At 70.1% G+C, this 25777-nt stretch carries 22 protein-coding genes; 18 read left to right on the forward strand and 4 right to left on the reverse strand.

Annotated elements, in window-relative coordinates; genetic code table 11:
- Positions 1–76: 76 nt before the first annotated feature.
- From OG788_RS42180 to OG788_RS42190, 3 genes are all read right to left on the reverse strand, one after another.
- Complete coding sequence (locus tag OG788_RS42180) at positions 77–1339, reverse strand: cytochrome P450 (protein WP_406376188.1); 1263 nt, start codon at positions 1337–1339, stop codon at positions 77–79.
- A gap of 41 nt (positions 1340–1380) precedes the next feature.
- Positions 1381–2358 carry an NAD-dependent epimerase/dehydratase family protein gene (locus OG788_RS42185; RefSeq protein ID WP_406376189.1) on the reverse strand — a complete coding sequence of 326 codons (978 nt, stop codon included), beginning with the start codon at positions 2356–2358 and terminating at the stop codon, positions 1381–1383.
- A 540-nt stretch (positions 2359–2898) separates the two neighbouring features.
- Positions 2899–3879, reverse strand: a complete 981-nt coding sequence (locus OG788_RS42190) for a ScbA/BarX family gamma-butyrolactone biosynthesis protein (RefSeq protein ID WP_406376190.1) — start codon at positions 3877–3879, stop codon at positions 2899–2901.
- A 169-nt stretch (positions 3880–4048) separates the two neighbouring features.
- Between OG788_RS42190 and OG788_RS42195 the strand changes: the two genes are divergently transcribed.
- Entirely contained in the window at positions 4049–4723 is a 675-nt protein-coding gene (locus OG788_RS42195) for a ScbR family autoregulator-binding transcription factor (RefSeq protein ID WP_356747918.1), read from the forward strand.
- 83 nt (positions 4724–4806) lie between these two features.
- Here OG788_RS42195 and OG788_RS42200 read toward each other — a convergent pair whose 3' ends face one another.
- Positions 4807–5373 carry a TetR family transcriptional regulator gene (locus tag OG788_RS42200; protein WP_356747920.1) on the reverse strand — a complete coding sequence of 189 codons (567 nt, stop codon included), beginning with the start codon at positions 5371–5373 and terminating at the stop codon, positions 4807–4809.
- A 436-nt stretch (positions 5374–5809) separates the two neighbouring features.
- On the opposite strand from OG788_RS42200, the gene OG788_RS42205 reads away from it, so the two are divergent.
- From OG788_RS42205 to OG788_RS42285, 17 genes are all read left to right on the forward strand, one after another.
- On the forward strand, positions 5810–6493 hold the full coding sequence (locus OG788_RS42205; RefSeq protein ID WP_356747922.1) for a response regulator transcription factor: 684 nt from the start codon (positions 5810–5812) through the stop codon (positions 6491–6493).
- Between the two features lie 480 nt (positions 6494–6973).
- Positions 6974–7438 (forward strand): nuclear transport factor 2 family protein, encoded by a 465-nt coding sequence (locus OG788_RS42210; RefSeq protein ID WP_266764805.1) that lies wholly within the window; start codon positions 6974–6976, stop codon positions 7436–7438.
- Between the two features lie 220 nt (positions 7439–7658).
- The gene (locus tag OG788_RS42215) at positions 7659–8243 is read left to right on the forward strand and encodes an NADPH-dependent FMN reductase (RefSeq protein ID WP_266764806.1); all 585 of its coding nucleotides are present in this window, start codon (positions 7659–7661) and stop codon (positions 8241–8243) included.
- 48 nt (positions 8244–8291) lie between these two features.
- Positions 8292–9449, forward strand: a complete 1158-nt coding sequence (locus tag OG788_RS42220) for an acyl-CoA dehydrogenase family protein (RefSeq protein WP_406376191.1) — start codon at positions 8292–8294, stop codon at positions 9447–9449.
- 2 nt (positions 9450–9451) lie between these two features.
- Positions 9452–10429 (forward strand): DUF6081 family protein, encoded by a 978-nt coding sequence (locus OG788_RS42225; protein ID WP_406376192.1) that lies wholly within the window; start codon positions 9452–9454, stop codon positions 10427–10429.
- A gap of 70 nt (positions 10430–10499) precedes the next feature.
- The gene (locus OG788_RS42230; protein ID WP_406376193.1) at positions 10500–12083 is read left to right on the forward strand and encodes an MFS transporter; all 1584 of its coding nucleotides are present in this window, start codon (positions 10500–10502) and stop codon (positions 12081–12083) included.
- Between the two features lie 194 nt (positions 12084–12277).
- Complete coding sequence (locus tag OG788_RS42235; protein WP_351550535.1) at positions 12278–12937, forward strand: antibiotic biosynthesis monooxygenase; 660 nt, start codon at positions 12278–12280, stop codon at positions 12935–12937.
- A gap of 351 nt (positions 12938–13288) precedes the next feature.
- Positions 13289–15571 (forward strand): hypothetical protein, encoded by a 2283-nt coding sequence (locus OG788_RS42240; RefSeq protein ID WP_406376194.1) that lies wholly within the window; start codon positions 13289–13291, stop codon positions 15569–15571.
- Positions 15568–16272 (forward strand): O-methyltransferase, encoded by a 705-nt coding sequence (locus OG788_RS42245; RefSeq protein WP_406376195.1) that lies wholly within the window; start codon positions 15568–15570, stop codon positions 16270–16272. The genes OG788_RS42240 and OG788_RS42245 overlap by 4 nt, the downstream gene beginning before the upstream one ends.
- A gap of 414 nt (positions 16273–16686) precedes the next feature.
- Positions 16687–18177, forward strand: coding sequence for an FAD-dependent monooxygenase (locus tag OG788_RS42250; RefSeq protein WP_266764813.1), 1491 nt, complete (start codon positions 16687–16689; stop codon positions 18175–18177).
- 75 nt (positions 18178–18252) lie between these two features.
- A complete protein-coding gene (locus tag OG788_RS42255) occupies positions 18253–18582 on the forward strand; it encodes a TcmI family type II polyketide cyclase (protein ID WP_351550544.1) in 330 nt (109 codons plus the stop codon).
- Positions 18579–19850, forward strand: coding sequence for a beta-ketoacyl-[acyl-carrier-protein] synthase family protein (locus OG788_RS42260; RefSeq protein WP_351550547.1), 1272 nt, complete (start codon positions 18579–18581; stop codon positions 19848–19850). Before OG788_RS42255 ends, OG788_RS42260 begins: the two co-directional genes overlap by 4 nt.
- Entirely contained in the window at positions 19847–21061 is a 1215-nt protein-coding gene (locus tag OG788_RS42265; RefSeq protein ID WP_351550550.1) for a ketosynthase chain-length factor, read from the forward strand. Before OG788_RS42260 ends, OG788_RS42265 begins: the two co-directional genes overlap by 4 nt.
- 64 nt (positions 21062–21125) lie before the next feature.
- Positions 21126–21395, forward strand: coding sequence for an acyl carrier protein (locus tag OG788_RS42270; protein WP_406376196.1), 270 nt, complete (start codon positions 21126–21128; stop codon positions 21393–21395).
- 142 nt (positions 21396–21537) lie between these two features.
- A complete protein-coding gene (fabG, locus tag OG788_RS42275) occupies positions 21538–22323 on the forward strand; it encodes a 3-oxoacyl-ACP reductase FabG (protein ID WP_351550559.1) in 786 nt (261 codons plus the stop codon).
- A 55-nt stretch (positions 22324–22378) separates the two neighbouring features.
- Positions 22379–23320: an aromatase/cyclase gene (locus OG788_RS42280; protein ID WP_406376197.1), complete on the forward strand. Its 942-nt coding sequence runs from the start codon at positions 22379–22381 to the stop codon at positions 23318–23320.
- A gap of 2 nt (positions 23321–23322) precedes the next feature.
- Positions 23323–25758 carry an SDR family oxidoreductase gene (locus OG788_RS42285; protein WP_406376198.1) on the forward strand — a complete coding sequence of 812 codons (2436 nt, stop codon included), beginning with the start codon at positions 23323–23325 and terminating at the stop codon, positions 25756–25758.
- Positions 25759–25777 lie beyond the last annotated feature (19 nt).

Raw genomic sequence — 25777 nt, forward strand, 5'->3', positions numbered from 1 at the left:
CCCGCATCACCACCGTCCCCTTCCGTAAGGACGGCTGTCGTCGGCCGGCTCCGGAGGGCGTTCGGCCCCGGTCACGTCACGGCGCGGTCAGCAACGCGGGTACCTCCTGGTGGCCGTTGGAGATGAAGGACTCCAGCGGGCGCAGTTCGTCCGCGGGTACGGCCGACCGAAGTGCGGGGAAGCGTGCGAAGAGTGCGGAGAGGGCGATGGACGCCTCCATGCGGGCCAGTTGGGCTCCCAGGCAGTAGTGCACTCCGTGCCCGAACGAGAGGTGCTCACCCCGGGTGGCGCGGGTGACGTCGAAACGGTCGGCGTGCTCCCCGTGCAGGTCGGGATCCCGGCCCGCGGCGGCGTACGAGATCGAGATCGCCTCGCCGCGGGCGATCGTCACCCCGCCGATCTCCAGGTCCTCCACCGCGTAGCGCAGCACGGAGTGCGCACCGGGCGCGTCCAGGCGCAGCGACTCGTCGATGACGTCGTCCCACGAGGCCTGCCCGGAGCGGACGAGTTCGAGCTGTTCGGGATGGGCGAGGAGCCGGGTGATCGCGTTGTCGAGGAGGTTCACCGTCGTCTCGTAACCGGCCGTGAGCAGCAGAATGAGATTGTCGGCGAGCTCCTTCTCGCTCATCACCGCGCCCTTGTCGTCACGGGCCTCGATCAGGTCCGTCGTCAGGTCGTCGCCGGGCTCCCGCTGCTTCAGGGCGACGAGGTCGTTCATGGTCGTGTAGAGGCGGACGACATTGCTCTGCGCCTCCTGCGCCGACGATGTCGTCGCGAAGAACCCCTTGATGATGCGCAGGAGTTCCCCGCGCGCCGACTCGGGAACGCCGAAGAGTTCGGAGACGACGCTGCTGGGCAGCGGATGGGCGTAGTGCTCCCGGAGGTCCACCACCGAGTCGGGTGCGGCGGCCGCCAGATCCGCGAGCCGGTCCAGCAGTTCGTCGACGATCTTCTCGATGCGGGGCCGCAGCGCGTTGACCCGGCGGACGCCGAACGCTCCGGCGACCGGACGGCGCATGCGGGAGTGCTCGGAGCCGTACGCGGTGACCATGTTCTGTACCGAGACCCAGATGGACAGGGGCCAGTCCGCGGTGACCTCGCCGTTGATCCACGCCGGCCAGTGCCGGTAGGCGTCCTTCGAGACACGCGGATCCAGCAGGAGCCGCTTGATCAGATCGGCGCTGGTCACCGACCAGGCCGGTACACCCCCCGGGAGTTCGACCCGGGTGACGGGGCCGTGCTGACGGATACGGCCGATCTCGCCCTGGATGTCGCGGCCGGTGGGGTCGATCGCGAAGGGGCACGTCGCAGGCTGCTGGGCGGACTGTGTGGGGTGCATCGTTGATTCCGCTTTCGGGTCGGGGTGACAGGAAGGCCGGTTCACGCGGCGGGAGGCAGGGCGGCGGGCACGAGGTCCCTCAGGTGTTCGCGGTACCAGGGAGCGCAGGCGGCGAAGTGCTCCGCGATGCCGGGACCCGGTTCGAGCCCGGCCAGGGACCACAGCGGAGCGCTGTCGTACCAGTGGTCGGTTCCGAACTGCGCGAGCCTCAGCGCCAGGGCCGGATCGGCCGAGCCGCCGAATCGTTCGGCCAGGTCCGCCGAGGACATGTTCCCGAGCGGCAGCGGAAGCCCCAGGTAACGGCAGATCGTCGCGACGAGGTCGCGCACGGCGACCGGCCGGGGATGGGCCGCGTGCAGGACGGCGGACGCGGGAAGCGGCGTCGGCCGGGTCGCCAGGGCCGCCGTGACACGGGCCAGGTCGTCGACGGAGATCAGCGACAGCCTGGCCCGCCCTCCCTCGATCCAGCGAGGCAGCAGCGTGATCATTTTGACGAGAGCGGGGAGGACCCAGACGTCACCGGCGCCGTAGACGAGATAGGGGCGCAGGACGACGCCGCCGGCGTCGAGGACGCTCCGGTCGCCGGCGAGCCGCGAGGCGCTGGTCACCGACAGCGGACGCTCGGACGGCCGGGGCCCGCCCTGATGGGGGCCCTGCCCGTAGACGGCGGCGGTACTCAGCCGCACGAACCGCCGGACGCCCGACCGGCGCGCCTCGGCCAGCAGGTTCTCGGCCCCCCTGGCGTTGACGGCATGGGCGTGTGCGGGGTCCTGGGTGATCACCGAGGCGAGGTGCAGGACCGTGTCGACACCGCGGCACACATCACGCAGGGACGCCGGGTCGGTGAGGCTGCCCCGGACGACGGGGGCCGTGGCGGCACAGCAGTCCGGTACGTCCGTCTCATGGGCCAGCAGCCGCAGTCGCGGACGAGTCGGGTGGGTGAGCAGACGGTGGACGACCTGATGGCCGATGAACCCGGTCGCGCCGGTGACGAGGATGGTGGACGGGCCGTCGCTCATGCCGGGTTCACCCACCGCTCGCTATCACGCCTGTTTGCGAAAGAGATCAGCCAGCGCCCTGCACGGGCGGAGGCAATTCCGGTGGTGCGGGATACGATGACGGCGCTGCGGCCGTTGGAACGAAGCGCGTGCGGACGGGAGTTGTGCGTGTGCGGGGATGGCCGGCCGATGTTCTCGGCCGTGAAGAGGTGCGTCACAGGAGTCGGATCCTTTCCTGCTGGAGCGGAGTTGTTGACGCGGGTCGTCGCACCGCGAGGCGTCGCGCGGCCGGTGGCCTCGCGGACACTTCGGCGGGCCGGTGTGAACCGCCTGGCGGCACCCGTGCGGAAGCCCTGTGCACAGGGCATGCGAGGGGGCGCCACCAGGCGTCAGTGACGGTGACGGGAATCGAACAGCGCAGGTCTGTGGTGTACCGGACGCCGCGGACAGCGATGTGGAACGGGATTCACCGACAGCGGTGGTGACGATCCGCGGGATGAGCGGGCCGGTCGACGGTGACTCGGGCCCCGCTCGATGACGGGCGAGCGAACGAAGGGATTTTCAGCGTTGCGCCGAAGTGCCTTCGAGCAGTGCCGTGAACATCAGACGGTCGCTCTGGCGCCCGGTGACCTCGATCGCCGTCAGATGCGCCGAGCCGGTCGGTTGGACGCGGGCCTCGATCCAGCACGGGTCGCCGTACTCGACGTAGCCGAGGAAGGCGATCTTGGCCGAGGTGTGATGGTGCAGGGCCGGTGCGACGGTCGCGTTTGCGGCTTGGAACGCCGCCTCGACGAGAACCATCCCCGGGTAGTGGTCGTTGCGGTGGTCGAACAGGGTCGGGTGCCCGAAGTCCGCGCGCAGTCGCCATCGGCCCGACGGCGCGTCGGCCTTGGGCGCCGGCTCGGGAGCCGGGGCGAGCAGAACGTCGATCGCCCGGGTACGGCCGACCGCGGCGGGCAGGACGGGGTCGGGCTGAAACGGTTGGATGCCGGCCTCGATCTGATCCCCGCGCAGCCTGCGGTACGCGGCGGGGCTGACGATGTCGAAGCGACCGCCTCCCTGCGCCACGGTCCTGCCGTCAGCGCGCAGGGTCATCTCGCAGGTCATGGCCCCCAGCCGGGAACCGCGGAAGCGCAGGTCGGAACAGCGGACCTCCACCTCGATGCGATGGGTCCCGTGCGCGGCCTGACGGGCCGCTTCCAGGGTGTACGTCATGTCCCACATCACGAAGTGGTGGCCCAGTGGCACGTCGTACGCGGCGTGGGCGAGCAACAGGCCGCACTGCCGGATGGTCTCGCCGATCAGATTCGCCGCGTGGTTACCATGCACTCGTGTATAGAACGGGTGGTCCTGCGGCCAGGCGACGCTGATCAGAAAGCGATCCTTGGTCAGAGGACGCCATCCGGCGGGCAGGACATCGGACGGGTTCGTACGGTGCACCAGTTCTTTCGGGACGGAATGGAACGGTATATCGGGTGATATGTCCGTTTCTATTCGTCCGGAGTCTTGTCTGCTTTCCGTACATAGAGCTATGGCTTGCATGCCTTCCCCCCAGGAATGCTGAAGCTGAGCTCGAGTTAACCTCGAGCGGGACGTAACATACGTGCGAGTCGGTATGTAGCTCAATGGGGTGTCTCACATAGTGAGATTAATGGTGGGTTAAGCCGGCTCCGCCCGCACAGATAGCCGCACAACCCCGGAGGTAGGGCCGATGGCGACGCAGGAACGAGGACTCGCGACCCGACGGATGATCCTGGAGGCCGCAGGATCCGTCTTCGCCGAACGTGGCTACAGCGCCACGACGGTCGCCGACGTGCTCAAGAAGCTGGGCCTCACCCGGGGCGCCGTGTACTTCCACTTCTCCTCGAAGGAGGAGCTAGCCCGGACCGTGCTCGCCAGTCAGGCGGACATCCCCGCCGTCGTCCGGGACATCAAGCTCCAGGAGCTGGTCGACCTGGGGCTGGTGTTCGCGTGTCAGTTGACCAGGGACCCCGTCCTGCAGGGCAGCGTCAGACTGTCGCTGGAGCTGGACTCGGTGGGGCTGGACCGGAAGCTCCCCTTCAGGAGCTGGGTCGAGCGCAATCAGCGGATCCTCGAGCAGGCGCGCGCGCAGGGCGAGCTGCGCCCGCACGTGGATCTGGTGGAGACGGCCGAGCTGCTGTGCTCCTGTTTCACCGGGGTGCAGCTGTTCTCGCAGGTCATGACCGGCTGGGTGGACCTGGAGGCGCGGATCCGGGCGCTGCTGAAGCACGTGCTTCCCAGCATCGCGGAGCCCTCGGTCCTGGTGCAGCTCGATCTGAGTCCGGAGCGTGGGCTCAAGGTCGGCGCGGAGCTGAGCGCCCTGGCGGCTCGGGAAGCCGAGGAGAGCGAGCACGGCGACTGCTGATCCTCCGCATGTTCGGCTTGTCGAACATGTTCCGAAGTGTGGGGGCCCACCCATTGGGGGCGGGCCCCGGTCGCGCCGCTTCCTCAGCCCACGCGGCCGCCCAGGGGCGGCAGCAGATTCCATACACCGCTGACGGTTGACTCGGCGAGCCACTGCTCGTTGTCATGCCACAGGAACGCCAGCCCCACGGTCATCGCCACGATGGCGCTGGAGGCGTGCCGCGCCGCGCCGGAGCGGGAGAAGGGTGACCCGCGCTCCGCGGCCGCGACGGCGGACGTCACGTACTCCTCCCACCGCTGGACCAGGTTCACCGTGGATTTCCGGTCCTTTTCGCAGCTCAGGAGTACCCCGGCGCGGAAGGTGACATCCCGCCGGTAGAGGTCGGCGAACGCCTGGACGGCTTGCGACAGGCTCTGCGCGGCGCTTTCGTCCCAGTCGCTCGTGACGTCCGCGAATCTCTCGGCCGCCGACGCCTCCACCGCGTCCGCCAGGGCTTCCTTCTTGGGGAAGTGGAAGTGGAGAGCTCCTCTGCTCACTCCGGCATCCGCGGCGATGGTGGACAACTTCGCTCTCACGTAGCCATGTTCGGCGAATTCCGTCGCGGCCGAACGTATCAATCGGGAGCGGGTCCGGGCCGCCTTGTCTCTCATGCCGACTCCTCACGTTCGTGCAGGTGGCTTGCGGTGCCGTCGGATCCGGATCCGCGCCGCAAGGGGGCGAATATAACATTCACACCTGTATCTTTATCCTCCTCGTTCGGGGCTTTTCTCGGCCGTCGAGTCGGTGGTCGGCAAGTGGACCTTGGTCGTTTCGTGGGCGTATGACCGTTTTTCCAGTGCCGATCGGGCCCGGCAGGGTGTGCTCCAAGCCACTCGCGGCGCGTTGACATACATGCGTGTCGGTTTGTAGTCTGGCGGTGCTTGAACGATTTCGGCGTGGGTGTCCACGCAGGAACAGGGGGAACGTCGCATGAGCCAGCCGGGCATAGTTCGGCACAGAACACGCGGCATGCATCACCGTCACCGCACTTCCGGTGCGCAGCGCAGCGCAGCGTGGGAAGGGCCGGGTCTCAGGTCGGGAGTACACGTGACTGAAGTGGCGTGGCGTGTGCTCGTGGTCGAAAGTGATGTGCACGCACAACGGGGAATCGCTCACAGTCTCAAGCGTCAGGGCTGCGACGTTGTCAGTGTCGACAGCGGCAGCAAGGCGCTGGAGATGTACGAGCACGCCGATCTGGTCCTGCTGGATCTGGAGCTGTCGGATCTGCATGGTCTCGACGTGTGCGCGGCGATCAGGGCGGCAGGGGACACGCCCATCATCGCGTTCACCTGTCGCCGCAGTGAGTGGGACCAGGTACTCGTCCTTGAGGCAGGGGCGGACGACTGCCTCCTCAAGCCTTACGACCTGCGGGAGTTGACGGCGCGGATCGGTGCGGTGATGCGTCGCAGCCTGCGCCAGGACCGCGCGGTGGATGTCATGGAGTGGGGATCGCTCCGCATAGACATGAAGGTGCGGGAGGTCACGCTGCGCGGCCGGCGCGTGGAGTGCACCCGCAAGGAATTCGACCTGCTCTGCCTGCTGGCCTCACAGCCGGGCGCGGTGGTGTCGCGGCGTCAGCTCATGAGCCAGGTGTGGGGGGAGCACTGGTCCCCGCCCAGCCGCACCATCGACACCCATGTGGCCAGCTTGCGCAGAAAGCTCGGACCCGATGAATGGATAACGACGATACGCGGTGTCGGACTGTGTTTCGAACCCGCCGACCATCGCTGACTCCGGCTCTTCACCTGCCGGTTCGGACTTTCGGGTGACTGACTGACGGTGCCCGCCGTCGAGTTATCTCTCGCAGGACGTACCGATATGACTATCAATAAGTTCTCGGCGGTCTGAGGAACGGTTTTCCGGCCGTCTTCAAGGAGGATTCCCGTGGGAAATCCCGAGAGCGACAGCAGTGGCTCGGTGGACCAGGAACACGGCGTCACGGCAGGCCACGAGGTCGTCAAGTCCCTTGGAGCGGTGGGCGGCAGGGCATTCACCGTACGGGCAGACACCGCCCTGCCGAATGCCGTCGCCGAATTTTACAGCGGTTCGGTTCAGGCGCTCTCGGAGCGTTCCGGAAAGGTGGAGACCGGAATCCGGGTGGTCGATTCCGCGATCACCGGCCCACGCGTCGACGCCACCGGTACAGCGTTTTCGGCACAGGGCCGAACCGACAGCAGTCCGAACGGAACACTTCGAAAGGAACGAAGATCCATGTCTGATCTCACCGCCGAACGCGTCGGCGCCGCCTGGGCATCCCTCGGTACCGGGGACCGGGCGAAGATAACCGAGTTCTGGGACGAGAACGTGCGCTTCGAAGTACCCGGGCTGCACGCCTACTCCGGCTGGTACGAGGGTCTCGACGCCTTCCTGGAGTTCTTCGGGAACATGTTCCGGCTCTCCGGCGGCACCATGCACGGCGAGAACGTGACCGTCCTGGTGAACCCCGAAGCCGGCTACTCGGTCGACGTCAACCACATCACGGCAGTGCGCGCCGGGGCCACGGCGGACAGCACCTCCCCCTACGACACCTTCGCGGTCGAGGCGCTGCACCTGTTGCGCTGGAGCAACGGCCGCATCGTGGAGGGCCGTTGGACGGTCCTGGGCGCCGGCGCCGAGACCACCGCTCTGTGGTGGTCGCCGCGCGACGCCCAGGGAGCCCGCCGCCAGGTCGTCTGACCTCCGGCGACACCGACCCCGGTACGGCCGTGGCAGTAGCGGAGACCACGGTCTTACCGGTAGCGGGTGCCGGGGCGGTGCGGCGGTGACGTGGGGACGGCCCGCCGCACCGCACCGCACTCCCCAGAGCCCGACGCGGGGGCGTACCGCTCCGCCGAGCCCGGACCACCGGGTGGCGCGCCCCCACCCGCACAGCACACCTTCGACCGTGAGGATCCCCATGTCCGAGGAAAGTCTCCGAGTAGCCCTGGTGATCGGGAGCACCCGCGCCACCCGTTTCGGTCCCACCATCGCGAAGTGGTTCGCCGAAGAGACCCGGCAGAACGACGGCATCGAGCTGGACATCGTCGACCTCGCCGACTACCCCCTGCCGGTGGCGGTGACCGACGCCCCGGAGCCGGCGGACGCGGCGACGGCAGCGGCCCTCAGCGCCCGGCTGGAGGCGGCCGAGGCGTTCGTCGTCCTGACCCCCGAGTACAACCACAGCTTCCCCGCTCCGCTCAAGGTCGCGATCGACTGGAACTACACGCAGTGGCAGGCCAAGCCGATCGGCTTCGTCTCCTACGGCGGCCTCTCCGGCGGTCTGCGCGCGGTCGAGCAACTGCGCCAGGTCTACGCCGAGATGCACGCCGTCACCCTGCGCGACACGGTCAGCTTCCACGGTGCCGCCGCCACGTTCGACGCGGACGGAAACCCCAAGGAGCCGGCGGGCTGCTCCGCCGCGACCAAGACCATGCTCGACCAGCTCGTGTGGTGGGGCACCGCGCTGCGCGAGGCGCGCGCCAAGCGTCCCTACCGCGCCTGAGCCGGCCCGCCCCGCTCTCAGCCGAGACGTTCATGAAATGAGACAGCCATGACCGGGATGCTCCTCGCTCCCCGCACCACCTCGGACACCTTCGTGTCCGCCGCACGGGCCGCAGGTGTGCCGGCGGGCCGCCACGCGGCCCGGGCCGACCGCGAACGACGGCTCTCCGCCGACGTGGTGGAGGCACTGGTCGAGGCCGGCTTCAGCAGGGCGCTGGTCCCGGCCCGCCACGGCGGTGAAGCGACGGACTTCGCCACGCTCACCGAGGCGGTCGCCGCGGTCGGCGAAGGCTGTGCCTCCGCCGCCTGGATCGGCTCGCTGCTCGCCTACACCGCTCGCTTCGCCGCCTATCTGCCCGCCGAGGCACAGGCCGAGATCTGGGCGGACGGCCCCGACAGCCGACTGGTCAGCTCCCTGGTCTCCACCGCCGCCACCGCCCGGGCGACCGACAGCGGCTGGCACCTGTCCGGGACCTGGACCTACGCCAGCGGAGTCGAGTTCTCCGACTGGGCGCTGGTGATGGCGATGGTGCCCGGGGCGGACGAGAAACCGCAGGCCCGCTTCTTCGCCGTACCCCGCAGCGCCTACCGGATCGAGGAGACCTGGGACACGGTCGGGATGCGGGCGACCGGCAGCCACACACTCCTCGTCGACGAGGAGTTCGTCCCCACGCACCGGACCTGCCTCATGGACGACATGTTCGCGGGCCGGGGTGCCGTCTCGGACGAACTCCGCCACTCCCAGCCGACGTTCGCCGTCAACGGCCTCACCTTCGCCGCACCGATCCTGGGTGCGGCGCGGGGCGCGCTGAAGCTCTCGGCACGCGCACTCGCCGAGAAGACGGCACGCGGCAACGAGCCGAGCGAGACACAGCGCATAGCCCATGCCCGGGCGGCCGGTGAGATCGACGCGGCCGGCCTGCTGCTGACCCGCGCCGCCCAGAGCGTCGACCGGGCGAGGGCCACCGACGACGTCCTGGTGCGCAACCGCAGGGACTGCGCACTGGCCACCCAACTGCTCGTCGGCGCCGTGGACACCCTCTTCCGCGGCGGCGGTACCCGCAGCCAGTCCGCGTCCGACCCGCTGCAGCGCATCTGGAGGGACGTGAACTCCGCCGCCAGCCACATGGTGCTGCAGTTCGAGCCCGCCGCGCTGGCCTTCACCCGCGGTCCGCTCGACGCCGCCCGAGCCGAGAAGAGTTCCTGACCATGAGCACCTTAGGAGCCGTCCAGAGCGGCCGGCTGTTCCACGAGACCTTCCAGAACGGCTTCTCGGCCACCGGCCCGGACGCCGCCTGGCACACCCAGGACGTCGCGGGCGTCCCGGGCGGCGACGGAGTGCCCCACGCGTCCGCGCTCGGTCTCGCCGTGGTGCCCACCGGCGTCAACCCGCGCACCGGCGCCCCCGCCTTCGTCTCGACGACCGGCCAGCAGGCGGACGGGGGCGAAGGCACCCGGGACCATGTCAAGTGGACAGCCATGCCGAACCGTACGGCCGCGACCGGACTGCCCGGCTTCGACGTCCCCGCGACCGGCGCTCTCGTCTGCACCACCACCCTCGCGGTGTCCACCTACGGCACGGAGGACCACCCGTTCGGAGCGGCGGTCACCGACCCCCAGGCCGATCCGCGGCTGGCCTGCGGCTCGATGATCACGGCGGACGTGGAGAGCGCGTCGATATTCGGGTTCTTCGTCACCAACACCCAGGTGTACGCGAACTACGAGCGGCTCCGCATACCCGGCACCACCTACGCGGCGTACACCTACGCCGTGCCTGTCGCCCGACGGGCGCCCGGAGACGTCGACATGCTGCGGATCACGCTGGACCGCGCACGCTCCACGGTCACCTGGGAGGTGAACGGCCGGGAGGTCCTCTCGGTCGACCGGATAGGACACCCGGTCCTGGACCGGGCGCACCAGCTGCTCGACCACGCGGGAGAGCCGGAGGACGTCTCCCCGCGTCAACTGATCACCGGCATCGGCATGTTCACCCTGCTCGACGGAGCCCTGGACGCCGACGGCACCGGTCTGGTGCGCATCGACTCGGCGCCCGCCCATTACGTCAATCCGCGGTCCGGTGCCCCCTGGCCGCAGAAGTTTCTCGACGAACAGAGCATCTCCGCCAACCGCCTGTGGGGCCAGGGCGTCGCGCTGAACGTGCGTGACGTCTCGGTCACCGCCGTCTGAGTCCGGGCCCCCGGCCTCAGCGGTCCTGACAACTCCGCCATCCCCCCATTCAGTAGTAAAGGAATTCGTTGTGAATGCAGTAACGCCCGCGAAGGCGGGCCGCCGTGAGTGGATCGGTCTGGTAGTCCTCTGCCTGCCGGCCCTGCTCACGACCATGGACCTGACACTCCTGTTCATGGCCGTCCCCAAGCTGACGGCCGACCTGGACCCCACCAGCAGCCAGCTGCTGTGGGCCAGCGACATCTACGGCTTCCTGATCGCCGGCTTCCTCATCACCATGGGCAGCCTCGGCGAGCGCATCGGGCGCCGCAGGCTGCTCATGATCGGAGCCGTGTTCTTCGGAGTGGCCTCGGTGCTCACGGCGCAGGCCAACAGCCCCGAGATGCTCATCGCCGCCCGAGCCCTGCTCGGCATCTCGGCCGCCACCCTCGCCCCGTCGACCCTGTCGCTGCTGCGCGTCATGTTCCGGGACGAGAAGGAGAGCACGACGGCGGTCACGATCTGGACCACGTCGTTCATGGTCGGCGGTATCGTCGGGCCGATCGCCGGTGGACTGCTGCTCGACCACTTCTGGTGGGGCGCGCCCTTCCTGCTGGCCGTCCCGGTCATGGTCCTGCTGCTGATCGCCGGACCGCTCCTGCTTCCCGAGTACAAGGACCCGGCCGGCGGTCGTATCGACCTGCTGAGCCTGGGCATGTCGCTGGCCGCGATCCTGCCCGCGGTCTACGGCATCAAGGAGCTGGCCCGCGACGGATTCGAGATCTGGCCCGCGCTGAGCCTCGTGATCGGCCTGGCCTTCGGTGTGGCCTTCGTGCTGCGCCAGCGCGGCCTGTCCGTGCCTCTCATGGACATCACGCTGTTCTCCCGCGCCGCCTTCTCGGTCTCCGTCGGCACCCTGCTCCTGACCACCGGCCTGATGATGGGCATCCAGTACCTGCTGGCCACCTACATGCAGGTCGTGCTCGGCATGTCGCCGGCCGAAGCGGGTCTGTGGCAGCTCCCGGTCATCATCCCCGGCATCATCGCCGCGATCGTCGGTACCGGCGTCTCCCAGAAGATCGGCACCCCGCCCGTGCTGATCGCCGGTCTGCTGGTCGGCTCCGTCGGCTTCGGCGTGCTGACGCAGATCGACGGCAACTCCGGCACGGCGCTGGTGGTCGTCTCGTCCGCGATCATGTTCATCGGTCTCGCCCCGGTGATGGCGCTCGGGATCGGCACCATCGTCCAGGCGGCCCCGGTCGAGCGGGCCGGCGCGGCGTCCGCACTGGCCTCCACCACCAACGAACTGGGCGGCGCGGTCGGCATCGCCCTCGTCGGCAGCCTGGCGACCGCGGTCTACGGCGCCACCCTCGACGACAACCTGCCCTCCGGTGTCACCGGAGCGGCGCACGAGGCGGCGCGCAGCAGCGTCTCCGAGGCGGCCGCCGTGGCGGGCGAACTCCCCGCCCGGGTCGGCGGTGAGCTGAGCGCGGCCGCCCACGACGCCTTCGCCCACGGTATGGAGATCGCTTCCTTCGTCTCCATCGGCGTACTCCTCGCGATGGCCGCACTGGTCGCCGTACTGCTGCGCAGGGCACTTCCCGCGCCGGCCCAGCCCGAGCCGCAGCCGGTGGCAGTCGCCGAGGAGACGGTGCCCACCGGCGCGCAGAACTAGGAACCAGGACCTGTCCGGCGGATCCCGCCGGAGACCGCGGGGCTCGGTACGCACATCCGCGCGTCGGCGTCGCTCGCCGAGCCCCGCTCACCGGTGCCGATCCGACACCGGTGGTCCCACCGGCCCGATCCGCCGGACAGGCCCCCGAACCACTCGCCCCCCGGCATGCCGGGAACGACAAGGAGGTTCCTCGCATGACGAGGATCAGTGTCAAGGACCAGTACTACACACTGGTCAACATCTTCGAGACGTCCCCGGAGCACCAGCACCGGCTGATCGACATCTGGCAGAGTCTCGGCGCCGCGGACGAGCGGACCGGACTCGTGTCGGTCAACGCGCACCTGAGCCACGACGGCAACTCCGTCATCAGCTACATACAGTGGCGTGACAAGGCCGCCTGGGAGAACATCCTCGTCGACCCGGGCCGCCAGGAGCGTTTCAAGGAAGTCCTGACCTTCGCGACGTTCGACAGCATCCACTGCGAGGTCGTCCACACCCAGCGGAACCCCGAACTGGACGATCCGACCGCCGAGATACTCGAGATATCGGAGCAGCAGGACGTCTTCACCGTCATCGAGGTGGCCCGCACCCGGTCCAAGTCCCAGCAGGAGACACTGCTCGAGGCGGTGGCCCAGCACGACGCGGCCCTCGACGCGACGCCGGGCTATATGGCGCACAGCGTCCACCGGGACTTCGAGGGCGAGTCCGTCGTCAGCTACTCGCAGTGGCAGAGCGAGGACGCCTACCGGGCCTTCCGCGCCGCGCAGGGCGCCGAGCCGGCCGCGCTGGACGGCATCGACGTACGCGAGTACACGCTGAAGATCGCCTACATCACCGAGGCGACCAAGGTCTGAGGACCTGAGGGTCCCGGACCCGCGGTCCGACACGCGTCGGCCGTACACCACAGACCCTCCCGCACGCGCCCCGCGCACCGCCCGCCCCGAGCGAGCGAGCGCCGGGTGCGTCCGGGAGCCCCCCACCCGCAACGACCTCTGAGGGAGGAGGTGACACCCATGACCGACGCCGCACTGAGCGCCGCTCTGGACGAGGTCCTCGCCACGTTCTCGGCCGAGAACGAGCTGACCGAGAGCGAGTTCGAGCTCGCCCTGGGCAACGAGACCTGGTAGCCCATGGTCTCCACATCGCCGGCCCTCGCTGTTCCGCAGCGGGGGCCGGCCTTTTCCGATCGGAACTAGGAGCGCGCCGTGACCTCTGATGCCGTGGCACCCCGTCCCAACTGGCTGCAGGATCCGACCCTCGCATGGCGCCCCGCCGCACACGGCGTGGTGCTCTGCGCCCAACCCCACGACCTCGCCGCCTGTCTGGGCCCGAACGCCGCCGAAGCGGCCGTGGACATAGGCCCACCCGGTGTCGGCTACGACCATCTGTGCGGACTCCAGGAGCTGTTGGCCGTCCTGCTGCCCGCGGTGCGCGGCGCCCTGCCCGAGGTGCTGGAGCGCCATGCCGACGTCGTCGGCCTGCTCACGCGACAGGAGGGTCCGGACGGCGAAGGGGCCGGACGCCGGGGCCGGTTCGTGCCCGTGTCCGAGACCGCTTCGCTCGGCACCACCCGGCGCATCAGCCGTGAATCCCACATCACCGCCGGCTGGATCGACCGCGCGGCCCGCTTCCTCGTCGACGCCCTGCCCGCCCTGGGCGGCCGGCCCGTCCTCGTCCTGCGCGCCTTCGACCACTGGGACCGCATCTCGGTCCGCATCCTGTACCGGACCGTTCTGATCGCGGACCAGCAAGGGCGGAGCATCACCGTGCGGGGACTGCTGCGCGACGGCGGCACCTTGTTCCTCGAGCGGCTCTCCCGGCTGCGTGCCGTCCGTGTCTGCGCGGCTCTGCCGCCGGTGCCGGACGCCCCGCGCGGCGCCCCCGGCCTTGTGGTCGAGGCATGGCGTTCCGGAGGCCCCGCCAGCCCGCTGCGTGCCATCGGCGACGCGATCGCGCTGCAGAACTTCGAGCGGGCCGACCTCCTGATCGCCGCCCATCTGGAAGCGGTCGGCGCCGAGGGCGGGAGGGCCGACGATCTGGCCGACCTGATCAGGCTCCAGGCCATCTCGGAAGCGCAGACCGGGCGGATCGACACCGCCGTGGCCAAGCTGGAGCGGTCACTGGACCTGGCGGAGAAGCCGGAGCTCCGGGCCCATCTGAACTACCTCATCGCGCTCCTCGTCACCAAGCGCAAGGACGACACACAGACGGCGCGCGCCTTCTACCTGCGGGGGCTGGAGTGCATCGACGCACTCGACACGCCGGGCGTGGACGCGCAGGTGGAGAAGGCGTGGATCCTCAACGGCCTGGCGCTCGCCGCGGCCATCGACGCTCGCGCGACCGAGGACGCCGAGCGCCGCGACGTGTTGTTCAAGGAAGCGTTCGAGCTGGAATTCGACGCCTTCCGGATGGTGCGGGAGATGCCGGGGGACAGCGCCTTCTACCTGCGGTACAACCTCAGCCACAACCTGGCCTTCCTGCTCCAGATCACCGGCCGGCACCGGCAGGCGGAGGACTTCCTGCGGTCCGTGTCGGCGACGATGCTCGGCACCGGCAGGCCCGAGTTCTTCGTGCCGCACCACTACGCGATCGCCGTTCTGCAGTTGCGCAGGGGCAGTCACGAAGAGGCCGCGGCCTCGTTCGGAGCGGCCGTCCGTGTCGCCGGGGAGCTGAGCGACCCCTTCCATCTGGAGAAGCTGTTCGCCGCCGCCGGGTACACGGATCTGCGGCGGGGCGATCACGCGGACGCCGCCCGGCACTACCGCGACGCGGCCCGGACCGCCCGCCGGCTCTGCGACGAGCCGGCGTTCGCCCAGGACCTGGCGGGGCTGCTGTGGGCACTGACCCTGGGCGGATCCCGCTGGGACCGGCACACCCTGACAGCGGCCCGGATCTGGTACCCGGAGGCGGCCGGCGCGTACGACCGGGGGGTCGGCGGTGACGAGCTGGCCGAGGCCCTGACGCAGGCGGGCGCCGAGATCGCGCCACCCTCCTCCAAACTGCCCTCCTACCTGGCCGCCGTCGACCTGGAGGGGCTGCCCGACCGGGACCTCAACCGCTTCCTGGCAGGCATCACGGCCCGCGAGAACCCGAGCCGGCTGCTGGGGGAGAGGGCGGGAGATTCCTCGGGCGAGGTGACGTCCGCCGAGAGGGGCGGTGCGTCCGGCGCTGTGACGTCCGCTGTGGCAGCAGGCACCTCCGGTGTGGTGAGGTCCTCCGACGCGGAGGGCGCCTCCGGCGCTGTGACGTCCGCTGTGGCAGCAGGCACCTCCGGTGTGGTGAGGTCCTCCGACGTGGAAGGCGCCTCCGGCGTGGTGAACTCGGTTGCGGCGAAGGGTGTTTCCGGCCCGGCGGAGGCCGTCGTGGCACCGGGCGCACGCGTCACCGCAGATGCCGCTGCCCAGGGGGACACAGCCGGCACGGCGAGCGCCGTGCCGAGGGCCGTACTCGACCCGGCGGAAGCGGTCGCCGGACGTGGTCGGCGATGAGTCCTCTTCCTCGGCTGACGAGTCCTCAGGCGGACGCGCTGGCAGACCGTTTCCTGGACCACTGCCGTGCGGCCGGGGTTCTGGCTCCGGACGCGCCCGCCGTGTCCTGGCCGGATTACCACGCCTTCCGCGCCCACCTGGTCTCCTCCTTCCAGGTTCCGACCACGACACTCACACCGCTGGCGGCACGCGTTCTGTACGGTCTGTCCGCGGCTCGACAGCCCGCCTCCGTAGCCACGTTGGGCTGTTTCGCCGGCAACCTCATGGCCTGGACCTCGGGACCGGGCTTCGGCCCGACGCCCGTCTATCCCGGTCGGCGGTCCCTGGGTCTGGACGTGGCCGCCGAGCCGGTGGCGCTCGCCTCGGACAATCTGCGGCGAGCGGGGTTCGCGCCGGGTGCCGAGGCCGTCGTGGGCGACGCCTTCGACGCCGCGGAGCACAGCGCGGGGGGCCAGTGGGACCTGCTCCTCATCGACATCGACGTGCCGGGCTCACGCAAGTCCGGATACGCCCGGCTGCTGGAGCGCTGGCTGCCCCATCTGGCGCCGGGCGCGCTGGTGATCGCCCACGACGTGTGCCACCCGGTCTTCGCCTGGGACCTGCGCGACTACGCCGCGTTCACCAAGGACCACGGGGCCGTCGCCACCACGACGCTGCCGGTGGACGCCTGCGGTTTCGAAGTCAGCCGCTGGCCGGAATGATCCGGCCCCTCCGCGCGCCGGCGCGGGGATGACGCCGCCGCGTGTGCCGTGTGCCGTGTGCCACGTGCCGTGTGCCACGTGGCCGGAGGCCCGCCCGCCGGAGCCGGGACGACCCGGCTCCGGCCGGCGCGCGGGAATCAATTCGGCGGAAACAATTCCGTAATCTCCACGGCGTCACCTCACAAAGATCTGACGAAACTTCGCACAGTCATGACGAGGTCGCACCCACATCTCCTTGAACCGGCCGGTCAGTTCTAGTGATTATTGAGTTGTCTTCGAGCGGCAGTCCCATCGGACGCCGGATGCCGGACGCCTTACCTGACGGTCATGGATTCCCGAATGGAGTCGTCATGCCGTCAGCACCGTGAATGCAGAACTTTGGATAAATTCCCGAGGATGACCGAGGAGAGTGGCATGGACGCCGAAGTCATAGTCGTGGGAGCCGGTCCCGCAGGACTGATGCTCGCCGGCGAATTGCGGCTCGCCGGAGTGGACGTCGTCCTTCTGGAGCGACTGGCCGAACGCACCGGTGAGTCGCGCGGACTGGGATTCACCGCGAGGACGATGGAGGTGTTCGCCCAACGGGGGCTGCTCTCCCGATTCGGAGAGATCGAGGTCAGCGATTTCGGGCACTTCGGTGGCCTGCCCGTCGACTTCAGCATCCTCGACGGAGCCCACCAGGCGGCGAAGACCGTGCCGCAGTCCCACACCGAGACCGTGCTGGAGCAGTGGGTCACCGACCTCGGCACGGACATCCGCCGCAGCCATGAGGTGGTCTCCGTCAAGGACGACGGCGACAGCACCCTCGTGGAGGTACGCGGCCCCGACGGCGTGCACGAGCTGCGCGCCCAGTACCTCGTCGGCTGCGACGGCGGACGCAGCAAGGTCCGCAAGGCCGTCGGATTCGACTTCCCCGGTACGGCCTCCACGCTGGAGATGTACCTGGCCGACGTGCGGGGGCTCGATCTCGAGCCGCGCATGATCGGCGAGACCCTGCCCGGCGGCATGGTGATGGTCGGCCATCTGCCCGGCGGCATCACCCGCCTGATCGTCTGTGAGCGGGGCACGCCCCCGCAGCGCCGCACCGAGGCCCCGGCCTACGAGGAGGTGGCGGCGGCCTGGAAGCGGCTGACCGGCGTCGACATCTCGCACGGCGAGCCGGTGTGGGTCAGCGCGTTCGGCGACGCCACCCGCCAGGCGACCCGGTACCGCGACGGGCGTGTCCTGCTCGCCGGGGACTCCGCGCACATCCACCTGCCCGCCGGCGGCCAGGGCATGAACACGAGCATCCAGGACGCCGTCAACCTGGGCTGGAAGCTTGCCGCCGTGGTCCAGGGCCGGGCGCCGGAGGCGCTGCTGGACACGTACCACGACGAGCGCCACCCGGTCGGCCGGCGCCTGCTGATGAACACCAGGGCCCAGGGGCTGCTCTTCCTCAGCGGAGGGGAGGTCCAGCCGGTCCGCGACGTGCTCTCCGAGCTCATCGCCTATCCGGAGGTGTCCCGTCACCTGGCCGGCATGGTGAGCGGCCTGGAGATCCGGTACGACGTCGGGTCCGGCGCGCATCCCCTGCTCGGCCGGCGCATGCCGCGGCTGGAACTGGCGACGGCCTCGACCTCGCAGCGCGTCAGCAGCTTCGACCTGCTCAACCCGGGCCGTGGCGTGCTGCTCGACCTGGAGGACACCGCCGTCCTCCGCGAGCGGGCGCAACCGTGGGCCGACCGCGTGGACATCGTGACGGCGGCACCGGTCGGCCTGTCCGCCGGGAGCCCGCTGGCGGGCACGGCCGCGATCCTCGTCCGCCCGGACGGCTACGTCGCCTGGGCCGCTCCCGGCAGTCACCACGACCTTCCCATGGCGCTGGAACGCTGGTTCGGCCCCTCCCGGGCGGGCCGGCAGCGCTGACCGCCTTTCGATCCGCACTCCGGGGCCGTTCCGGCTTCACCGGACCTGCTCGCCGCGAAGGAGAAGAAAAAGAGCATGCATAGCACACTGATTGTCGCCCGGATGGAACCCGGTGCGCGTTATGACGTCGCCAGGCTCTTCAAGGAGTTCGACGGAACAGAAATGCCGCACATCATGGGAACCCGGCGGCGCCAGCTCTTCCAGTACAAGGGCCTCTACTTCCATCTCCAGGAATTCGATACCGACAACGGTGGCGAGATCATCGAAGAGGCGAAAACAGATCCGCGCTTTGTTCGGATAAGCGAGGACCTCAAGCCGTACATCCAGGCGTACGACCCCGCCACTTGGCGTTCGCCCGCCGATGCCATGGCCAAGTCCTTCTACCACTGGGAAGCGTCCTCGTGACCGGCCGTCGAGTTGCCATCACCGGAATCGGAGTCCTCGCGCCGGGCGGCATAGGCGCCAAGAACTTCTGGAATCTGCTCAGCGAAGGGCGGACCTCCACGAGGGGCATCACCTTCTTCGATCCCTCTCCCTTCCGCTCACGCGTCGCCGCGGAGATCGACTTCGATCCCGAGGAGCACGGGCTGAGCCCGCAGGAGATCCGCCGTATGGACCGTGCCGCCCAGCTCGCCGTCGTGGCGACCCGGGAGGCAGTCGCCGACAGCGGCATCGACCTGGCCGAACTCGACCCCTACCGCACCGGAGTGACGATCGGCAGCGCGGTCGGCGCCACCACCGGGCTCGACCAGGAGTACCGCGTCGTCAGCGACGGCGGGCGGCTGGACCTGGTCGACCACCGCTACGCCGTGCCCCACCTCTACAACCACTTCGTGCCGAGCTCCTTCGCGGCCGAGGTCGCCTGGGCGGTGGGCGCCGAGGGCCCCTCCACGGTCGTCTCCACCGGCTGCACCTCCGGCCTCGACTCGGTCGGCCACGCGGTGGACATCATCCGGGAGGGGACGGCGGACGTCATGATCGCGGGCAGTTCGGACGCCCCGATCTCCCCGATCACCGTCGCCTGCTTCGACGCGATCAAGGCGACGACGTCACGCAACGACGACCCCGAGCACGCCTCCCGCCCCTTCGACGGAACCCGCAACGGCTTCGTGCTGGGCGAGGGTTCGGCGGTGTTCGTCCTGGAGGAGCTGGAGAGCGCCAAGCGCCGCGGAGCGCACATCTACGCGGAGATCGCCGGCTACGCCTCCCGCTGCAACGCCTTCCACATGACGGGACTGCGCCCCGACGGCGCCGAGATGGCCGAGGCCATCGGGGTGGCCCTCGACGAGGCACGGATGAACCCCGACGCGATCGACTACATCAACGCGCACGGCTCCGGCACCAAGCAGAACGACCGTCACGAGACCGCCGCGTTCAAGCGCGTCCTCGGTGACCACGCCTACCGGACGCCGGTCAGCTCGATCAAGTCGATGGTGGGCCACTCGCTCGGTGCGATCGGCTCCATCGAGATCGCGGCCTCCGCGCTGGCCATGGAGAACAACGTCGTCCCGCCCACGGCCAACCTGCACACCCCGGACCCCGAGTGCGACCTCGACTACGTGCCCATCACGGCGCGGGAGTGGCGCACCGACACGGTCCTGACCGTCGGCAGCGGGTTCGGCGGATTCCAGAGCGCCATGGTGCTGGCGCGACCCGACAGGAGCATCGCATGACGACCCCGGTAGTGGTCACGGGCCTGGGCATCGCTGCTCCCAACGGCCTGGGCACCAAGGACTTCTGGGCGGCCACGCTGCAGGGCGAGAGCGGGATCGGACCGGTCACACGCTTCACGCCGGACCAGTACCCGGCGCGCCTCGCCGGAGAGGTGCCCGGCTTCGTCGCCGAGGAGCATCTGCCGGGCCGGCTCCTGCCGCAGACCGACCGGATGACCCGGCTCGCGCTGGTCGCCACCGACTGGGCGCTGGAGGATGCCGAGGTCACGCCGAAGGAACTGAACGCCTACGACATGGGCGTGGTCACCGCGAGTTCTTCCGGGGGCTTCGAGTTCGGGCAGAACGAACTCCAGAAGCTCTGGAGCAAGGGCGGCCAGTTCGTCAGCGCCTACCAGTCGTTCGCCTGGTTCTACGCGGTCAACAGCGGCCAGATCTCGATCCGCAACGGCATGAAGGGCCCCAGCGGTGTCGTGGTCAGCGACCAGGCGGGCGGCCTCGACGCCCTGGCCCAGGCGCGGCGGCAGATCCGCAAGGGCACCCGCCTCATCGTCTCCGGCGGGATCGACGCCTCGATCTGCCCGTGGGGCTGGGTCGCCCAGCTCGCCAGCGAGAGGCTGAGCCAGAAGGACGACCCGGACCGCGCGTACGTGCCCTTCGACCCGCTCGCCGCCGGTCACGTCCCGGGCGAGGGCGGCGCGATCCTCATCATGGAGGACCTCGCGGCGGCTCGGGCCCGCGGCGCCAGGGTCTACGGCGAGATCGCCGGCTACGGGGCCACCTTCGACCCCAAGCCCGGCAGCGACCGGCAGCCCGGCCTGCGCCAGGCGATCCGTGCCGCGCTCGACGACGCCGGTGCCGCGCCCGCCGACATCGACGTGGTCTTCGCCGACGCGGCGGCCGTGCCCGAGCTCGACCGCATCGAGGCCGAGGCCATCACCGAGGTCTTCGGGCCGCGCGGCGTCCCCGTGACGGCGCCCAAGACGATGACCGGACGCCTCTACTCGGGCGCCGCGCCCCTGGACGTGGCGGCCGCCCTGCTGGCGATCCAGGACGGTCTCATCCCGGCCACGACGAACGTGCAGCTCGCCCCCGAGTACGACCTCGACCTGGTGACCGGATCCCCGCGCACGGCATCCGTACGTGCCGCGCTGGTGATCGCCCGCGGCTACGGCGGCTTCAACTCCGCGGTGGTCGTGCGCGCAGCGGCCTGACCGGCCGCCCCCACAGCACCAGAGCCCGACAGCACACACACCCTCAGCACTGGAGGAAGACACCATGTCCAACCGGATATTCACCCTGGACGACCTGCGCCGCATTCTGCTCGAGAGCGCGGGCGCGGAAGAAGGCATCGACCTGTACGGCGACATCGCCGACAGCGAGTTCGAGGTGCTGGGCTACGAGTCCCTCGCGCTGCTGGAGACCGGTGGCCGCATCGAGCGCGAGTTCGGCGTCAGCCTCGACGACGTCAACCTCTCCGACATCACCACTCCGCGAGCCCTCGTCGCGGCCGTCAACGACCTCCTCTCGGTCGACATCGCCGCCTGACCCCTGACTCGGCCCGACCGCGTGTCGGGCCGACCGAGCGGGCCGGGGCGGGTCCCCCCTCCGGCCCGGCCCGCTTCGACCCCGGCCCCGGCCCCCGACGGGCCCGCCTCCTCCCCAACCCTCCCCGCACAAGGAGACGCACATGACAGAGCAGAACGGCCGGGTCGCCCTGATCACCGGCGCCACGAGCGGCATCGGCCTCGCCATCGCCCGCCTCCTCGGCGGCGCGCGGCACAAGGTGTTCATCGGGGCGCGCAACGCCGAGAACGTGACGGAGACGGTGAAGCTGCTCCAGAGCGAGGGCATCGACGCCGACGGCACCACCCTCGACGTGCGCTCCACGGACTCGGCGCGCGCCTTCGTCCAGGCCGCCGTCGACCGCTTCGGCACCGTCGACATCCTGGTGAACAACGCGGGCCGCAGCGGCGGCGGTGTCACGGCCGACCTCGACGAGGAGCTGTGGGACGACGTCGTCGACACCAACCTCAACAGCGTCTTCCGCCTCACCAGCGCGGTCCTCAACACCGGTGGCCTGCGCCACAAAGAGTGGGGCCGCATCATCAACATCGCGTCCACCGCCGGCAAGCAGGGCGTCGTCCTGGGCGCCCCGTACTCCGCGTCGAAGCACGGCGTGGTCGGCTTCACCAAGGCCCTCGGCAACGAGCTGGCCCCCACCGGGATCACCGTCAACGCCGTGTGCCCCGGATATGTCGAGACGCCGATGGCGCAGCGGGTGCGGGCGGGTTACGCCGCCGCGTACGACGCCACGGAGGAAGTGATCCTGGAGAAGTTCCAGTCCAAGATCCCGCTGGGCCGCTACTCCACCCCGGAGGAGGTCGCCGGCCTGGTCGGCTACCTGGCCTCCGACACGGCCGCCTCCATCACCTCCCAGGCGCTGAACGTCTGTGGCGGCCTGGGCAACTTCTGAGCCCGCCCGCCGCACCCCGTCCGCCGACCACGCACTCATTCCAAGGAGCCTGAGCATGTCGCAGCCCGGCCTGCGCGAGGTGGAGCACGAGATCACGGTCTCGGCTCCGGCCGCCGCCGTCTACCGTCTGATCGCCGAGGTCGAGAACTGGCCGCGCATCTTCCCGCCGACCATCTACGTCGACCACCTGGAGCGTGAGGCGGACACCGAACGCATCCGGATCTGGGCCACGGCCAACGGTGAGGCGAAGAACTGGACCTCCCGCCGTGTCCTGGACCCGGACACCCTGCGGATCACGTTCCGCCAGGAGGTCTCGACGCCGCCGGTGGCCGCCATGGGCGGCACCTGGATCATCGAGCCGCTCGACGACGAGACGTCCCGGATCCGGCTGCTGCACGACTACCGTGCCGTCGACGACGACCCGGACGACCTGCGGTGGATCGACGAGGCGGTCGACCGCAACTCGCGCTCCGAACTGGCGGCCCTGAAGACCAACGTCGAACTGGCCCACGCCGCCGAGGAGGTGACGTTCTCCTTCGAGGACACCATCCGGATCGACGGCTCGGCCAAGGACGCGTACGACTTCATCAACGAGGCACACCTGTGGCAGGAGCGCCTGCCCCACGTCGCCTCCGTCCGTCTCGACGAGGACGTGCCGGGTCTGCAGACCCTGGAGATGGAGACCCGCGCCAAGGACGGGTCCACCCATCTGACCAAGTCGTACCGGGTCTGCTTCGAGGGCCGGAAGATCTCGTACAAGCAGGTGACGCTGCCCGCGCTGATGACGCTGCACACCGGCTACTGGACCTTCACCCAGGACGCGGACGGCGCCACGGCCTCCTCCCAGCACACCGTCGTCCTCAACACCGGGAACATCACCAAGATCCTCGGGCCGGACGCCGGCGTCGCCGAGGCGCGCGAGTACGTCCGCACCGCGCTGAGCACCAACAGCCGGGCCACGCTGGGGTACGCCAAGGCCCACGCCGAGGCGCGCTGACCATGTCCCGCACTCTGCGTACCCAGGTACTGGTGGTCGGGGCCGGCCCGGCGGGCCTCATGCTCGCCGGGGAACTGCGGCTCGGTGGCGCCGAGGTGCTGGTCGCGGAGCGGCTGGACACCCCCACCACCGAGTCACGGGCCTCGACCCTGCACGCCAGGACCATGGAGACCCTCGACGCCCGGGGCCTGCTGGAGAGGTTCGGCACTCCGCCGAACGAGCCCATGGGCCACTTCGGCGGCATCCCGCTCGACCTGACGCTGCCCGGCACCCACCCGGGACAGTGGAAGGTCCTGCAGGCGGAGGTCGAGCGGGTCCTGCAGGAGTGGAGCACCGGCCTGGGCGCGGTGGTGCTGCGCGGCCACGAGCTGCGCGCGCTGACGACCGCCGACGACCACGTCGTGGCCGAGGTGTCGGGCCCCGACGGGCCGCTGAGCATCCGTGCCGAGTACGTCGTGGGATGCGACGGGGAGCAGAGCGCCGTACGACGGCTGGCGGGGTTCGAGTTCGCCGGAGCGGACGCCGAACGGGAGTTGCTGCGCGCCGACGTGGCGGGCATCGACATCCCGGGCCGGCGCTTCCAGCGGCTGCCGCTGGGTCTGGCCATCGCGGCCCGGCGTCCCGACGGCGTCACCCGGGTCATGGTGCACGAGTTCGGCAGCCCCGCCCGCCCCCGCACCACCGAGCCCGACTTCGCCGAGATCGCCGCCGTCTGGCGCCGCGTCACCGACGAGGACATCGGCCACGGCACCCCGCTGTGGGTGAACTCCTTCGGCGACGCCTCACGCCAGGCGACCGAGTACCGCAGGGCACGCGTCCTGCTGGCCGGGGACGCCGCCCACCGGCAGATGCCGATCGGCGGCCAGGCCCTCAACCTGGCTCTCCAGGACGCGGTCAACCTCGGCTGGAAGCTGGCCGCGCGGGTGACCGGCCGGGCCGGCGAGGACCTGCTGGACTCGTACCACGGCGAACGCCACCCCGTCGGCCGCCGGGTCCTGAGCAACATCCGGACCCAGGCACGGCTGCTGCTCGGCGGCGAGGAAGTGGAGGCCGTCCGCGAGGTGTTCGGGGAACTGGTCCTGCTGCCGGCCGCCCGGGCCCACCTCGCCGCGATGATCGCGGGCCTCGACATCTCCTACGCCGACGCCGACGCCGACGCCGACGCCGACGCCGACGCCGACGCCGACACCGATACCGACACCGATGACGGCGACGGCGACGGCGGGAGCACCGGCCACCGCACCGGCCCCCCGCTGCTCGGCCGACGCTTCCCCCCGCTGGACCTGACGACACCGGACGGGCCCCGCACGGTGGCCGAACTGCTGCGGGACGGCCGCGGCGTCCTGCTCGACCTCTCCGGGGACGCCGGGCTCCGGGCGGAGTGGTCCGCCGAGCTCCGGCCCTGGGCCGAGCAGGTTTCCCTCGTGACGGCCCGGCTCCGGAACAACGACGGCGTGGACCTCACCGGCACCGACGCCGTCCTGCTGCGGCCCGACGGGTACGTCGCCTGGGCGGCCGCACCTGACACCACGGGACTGCCGACAGCCCTGCACCGCTGGTTCGGAACACCACCCGGCGCCCCCGGCACCGCGCCCGGAACACGCACCACCGCACCTGCCACACCGACCGAGGCACCCGCCCCAACCGCCGACACAGGCAACCACAGGAGGACCACGATGGGAACGCTCACCGGGAAGACCGCACTGGTCACGGGATCGAGCCGAGGCATAGGCCGGGCGACGGCCCTGCGCCTCGCCGGCGAGGGGGCACTTGTCGCCGTCCACTACACCAGCAACCAGGAGGCGGCCGACGACGTCGTCCGCACGATCGAGAAGGAGGGAGGCCGGGCCTTCGCCGTCCAGGCCGAACTCGGCGTCCCGGGTGACGTCCACGAGCTGTTCCTCGGACTGGAGCAGGGGCTCAAGGAGCGCACCGGCGCCACCGAGCTGAACATCCTGGTCAACAACGCCGGTGTCATGGGCGGCGTGCCCCCGGAGGAGACCACCCCCGAGCTGTTCGACCGGGTCATCGCGGTCAACGCCAAGGCGCCGTTCTTCATTATCCAGCGCGCGCTGTCGATCATGCCCGACGGTGGCCGCATCATCAACATCTCCACGGGCCTCACCAAGGTCGCCAACCCCCAGGAGATCGCGTACGCGATGAGCAAGGGCGCCGTCGAGATGCTCGCGCTGCACTTCGCCAAGCACCTCGGCCCGCGCGGCATCACGATCAACAGCGTCGCGCCGGGCATCACCCGCAACGGCAACCCGGTCTTCGACATCCCCGAGGCCGTCGAGCAGATGGCGCAGCTGTCGGTCTTCAACCGGGTCGGCGAACCGCAGGACGTCGGCGACATCGTCGCCCTGCTCGCGTCCGACGACGCCCGCTGGATCACCGGCGCCTTCATCGACGCCAGCGGGGGCACCCTCGTCGGCTGAGCACGCGAGCCGACGGGAA

It is taken from the genome of Streptomyces sp. NBC_00647 (assembly GCF_045207245.1).
Lineage (GTDB): Bacteria > Actinomycetota > Actinomycetes > Streptomycetales > Streptomycetaceae > Streptomyces.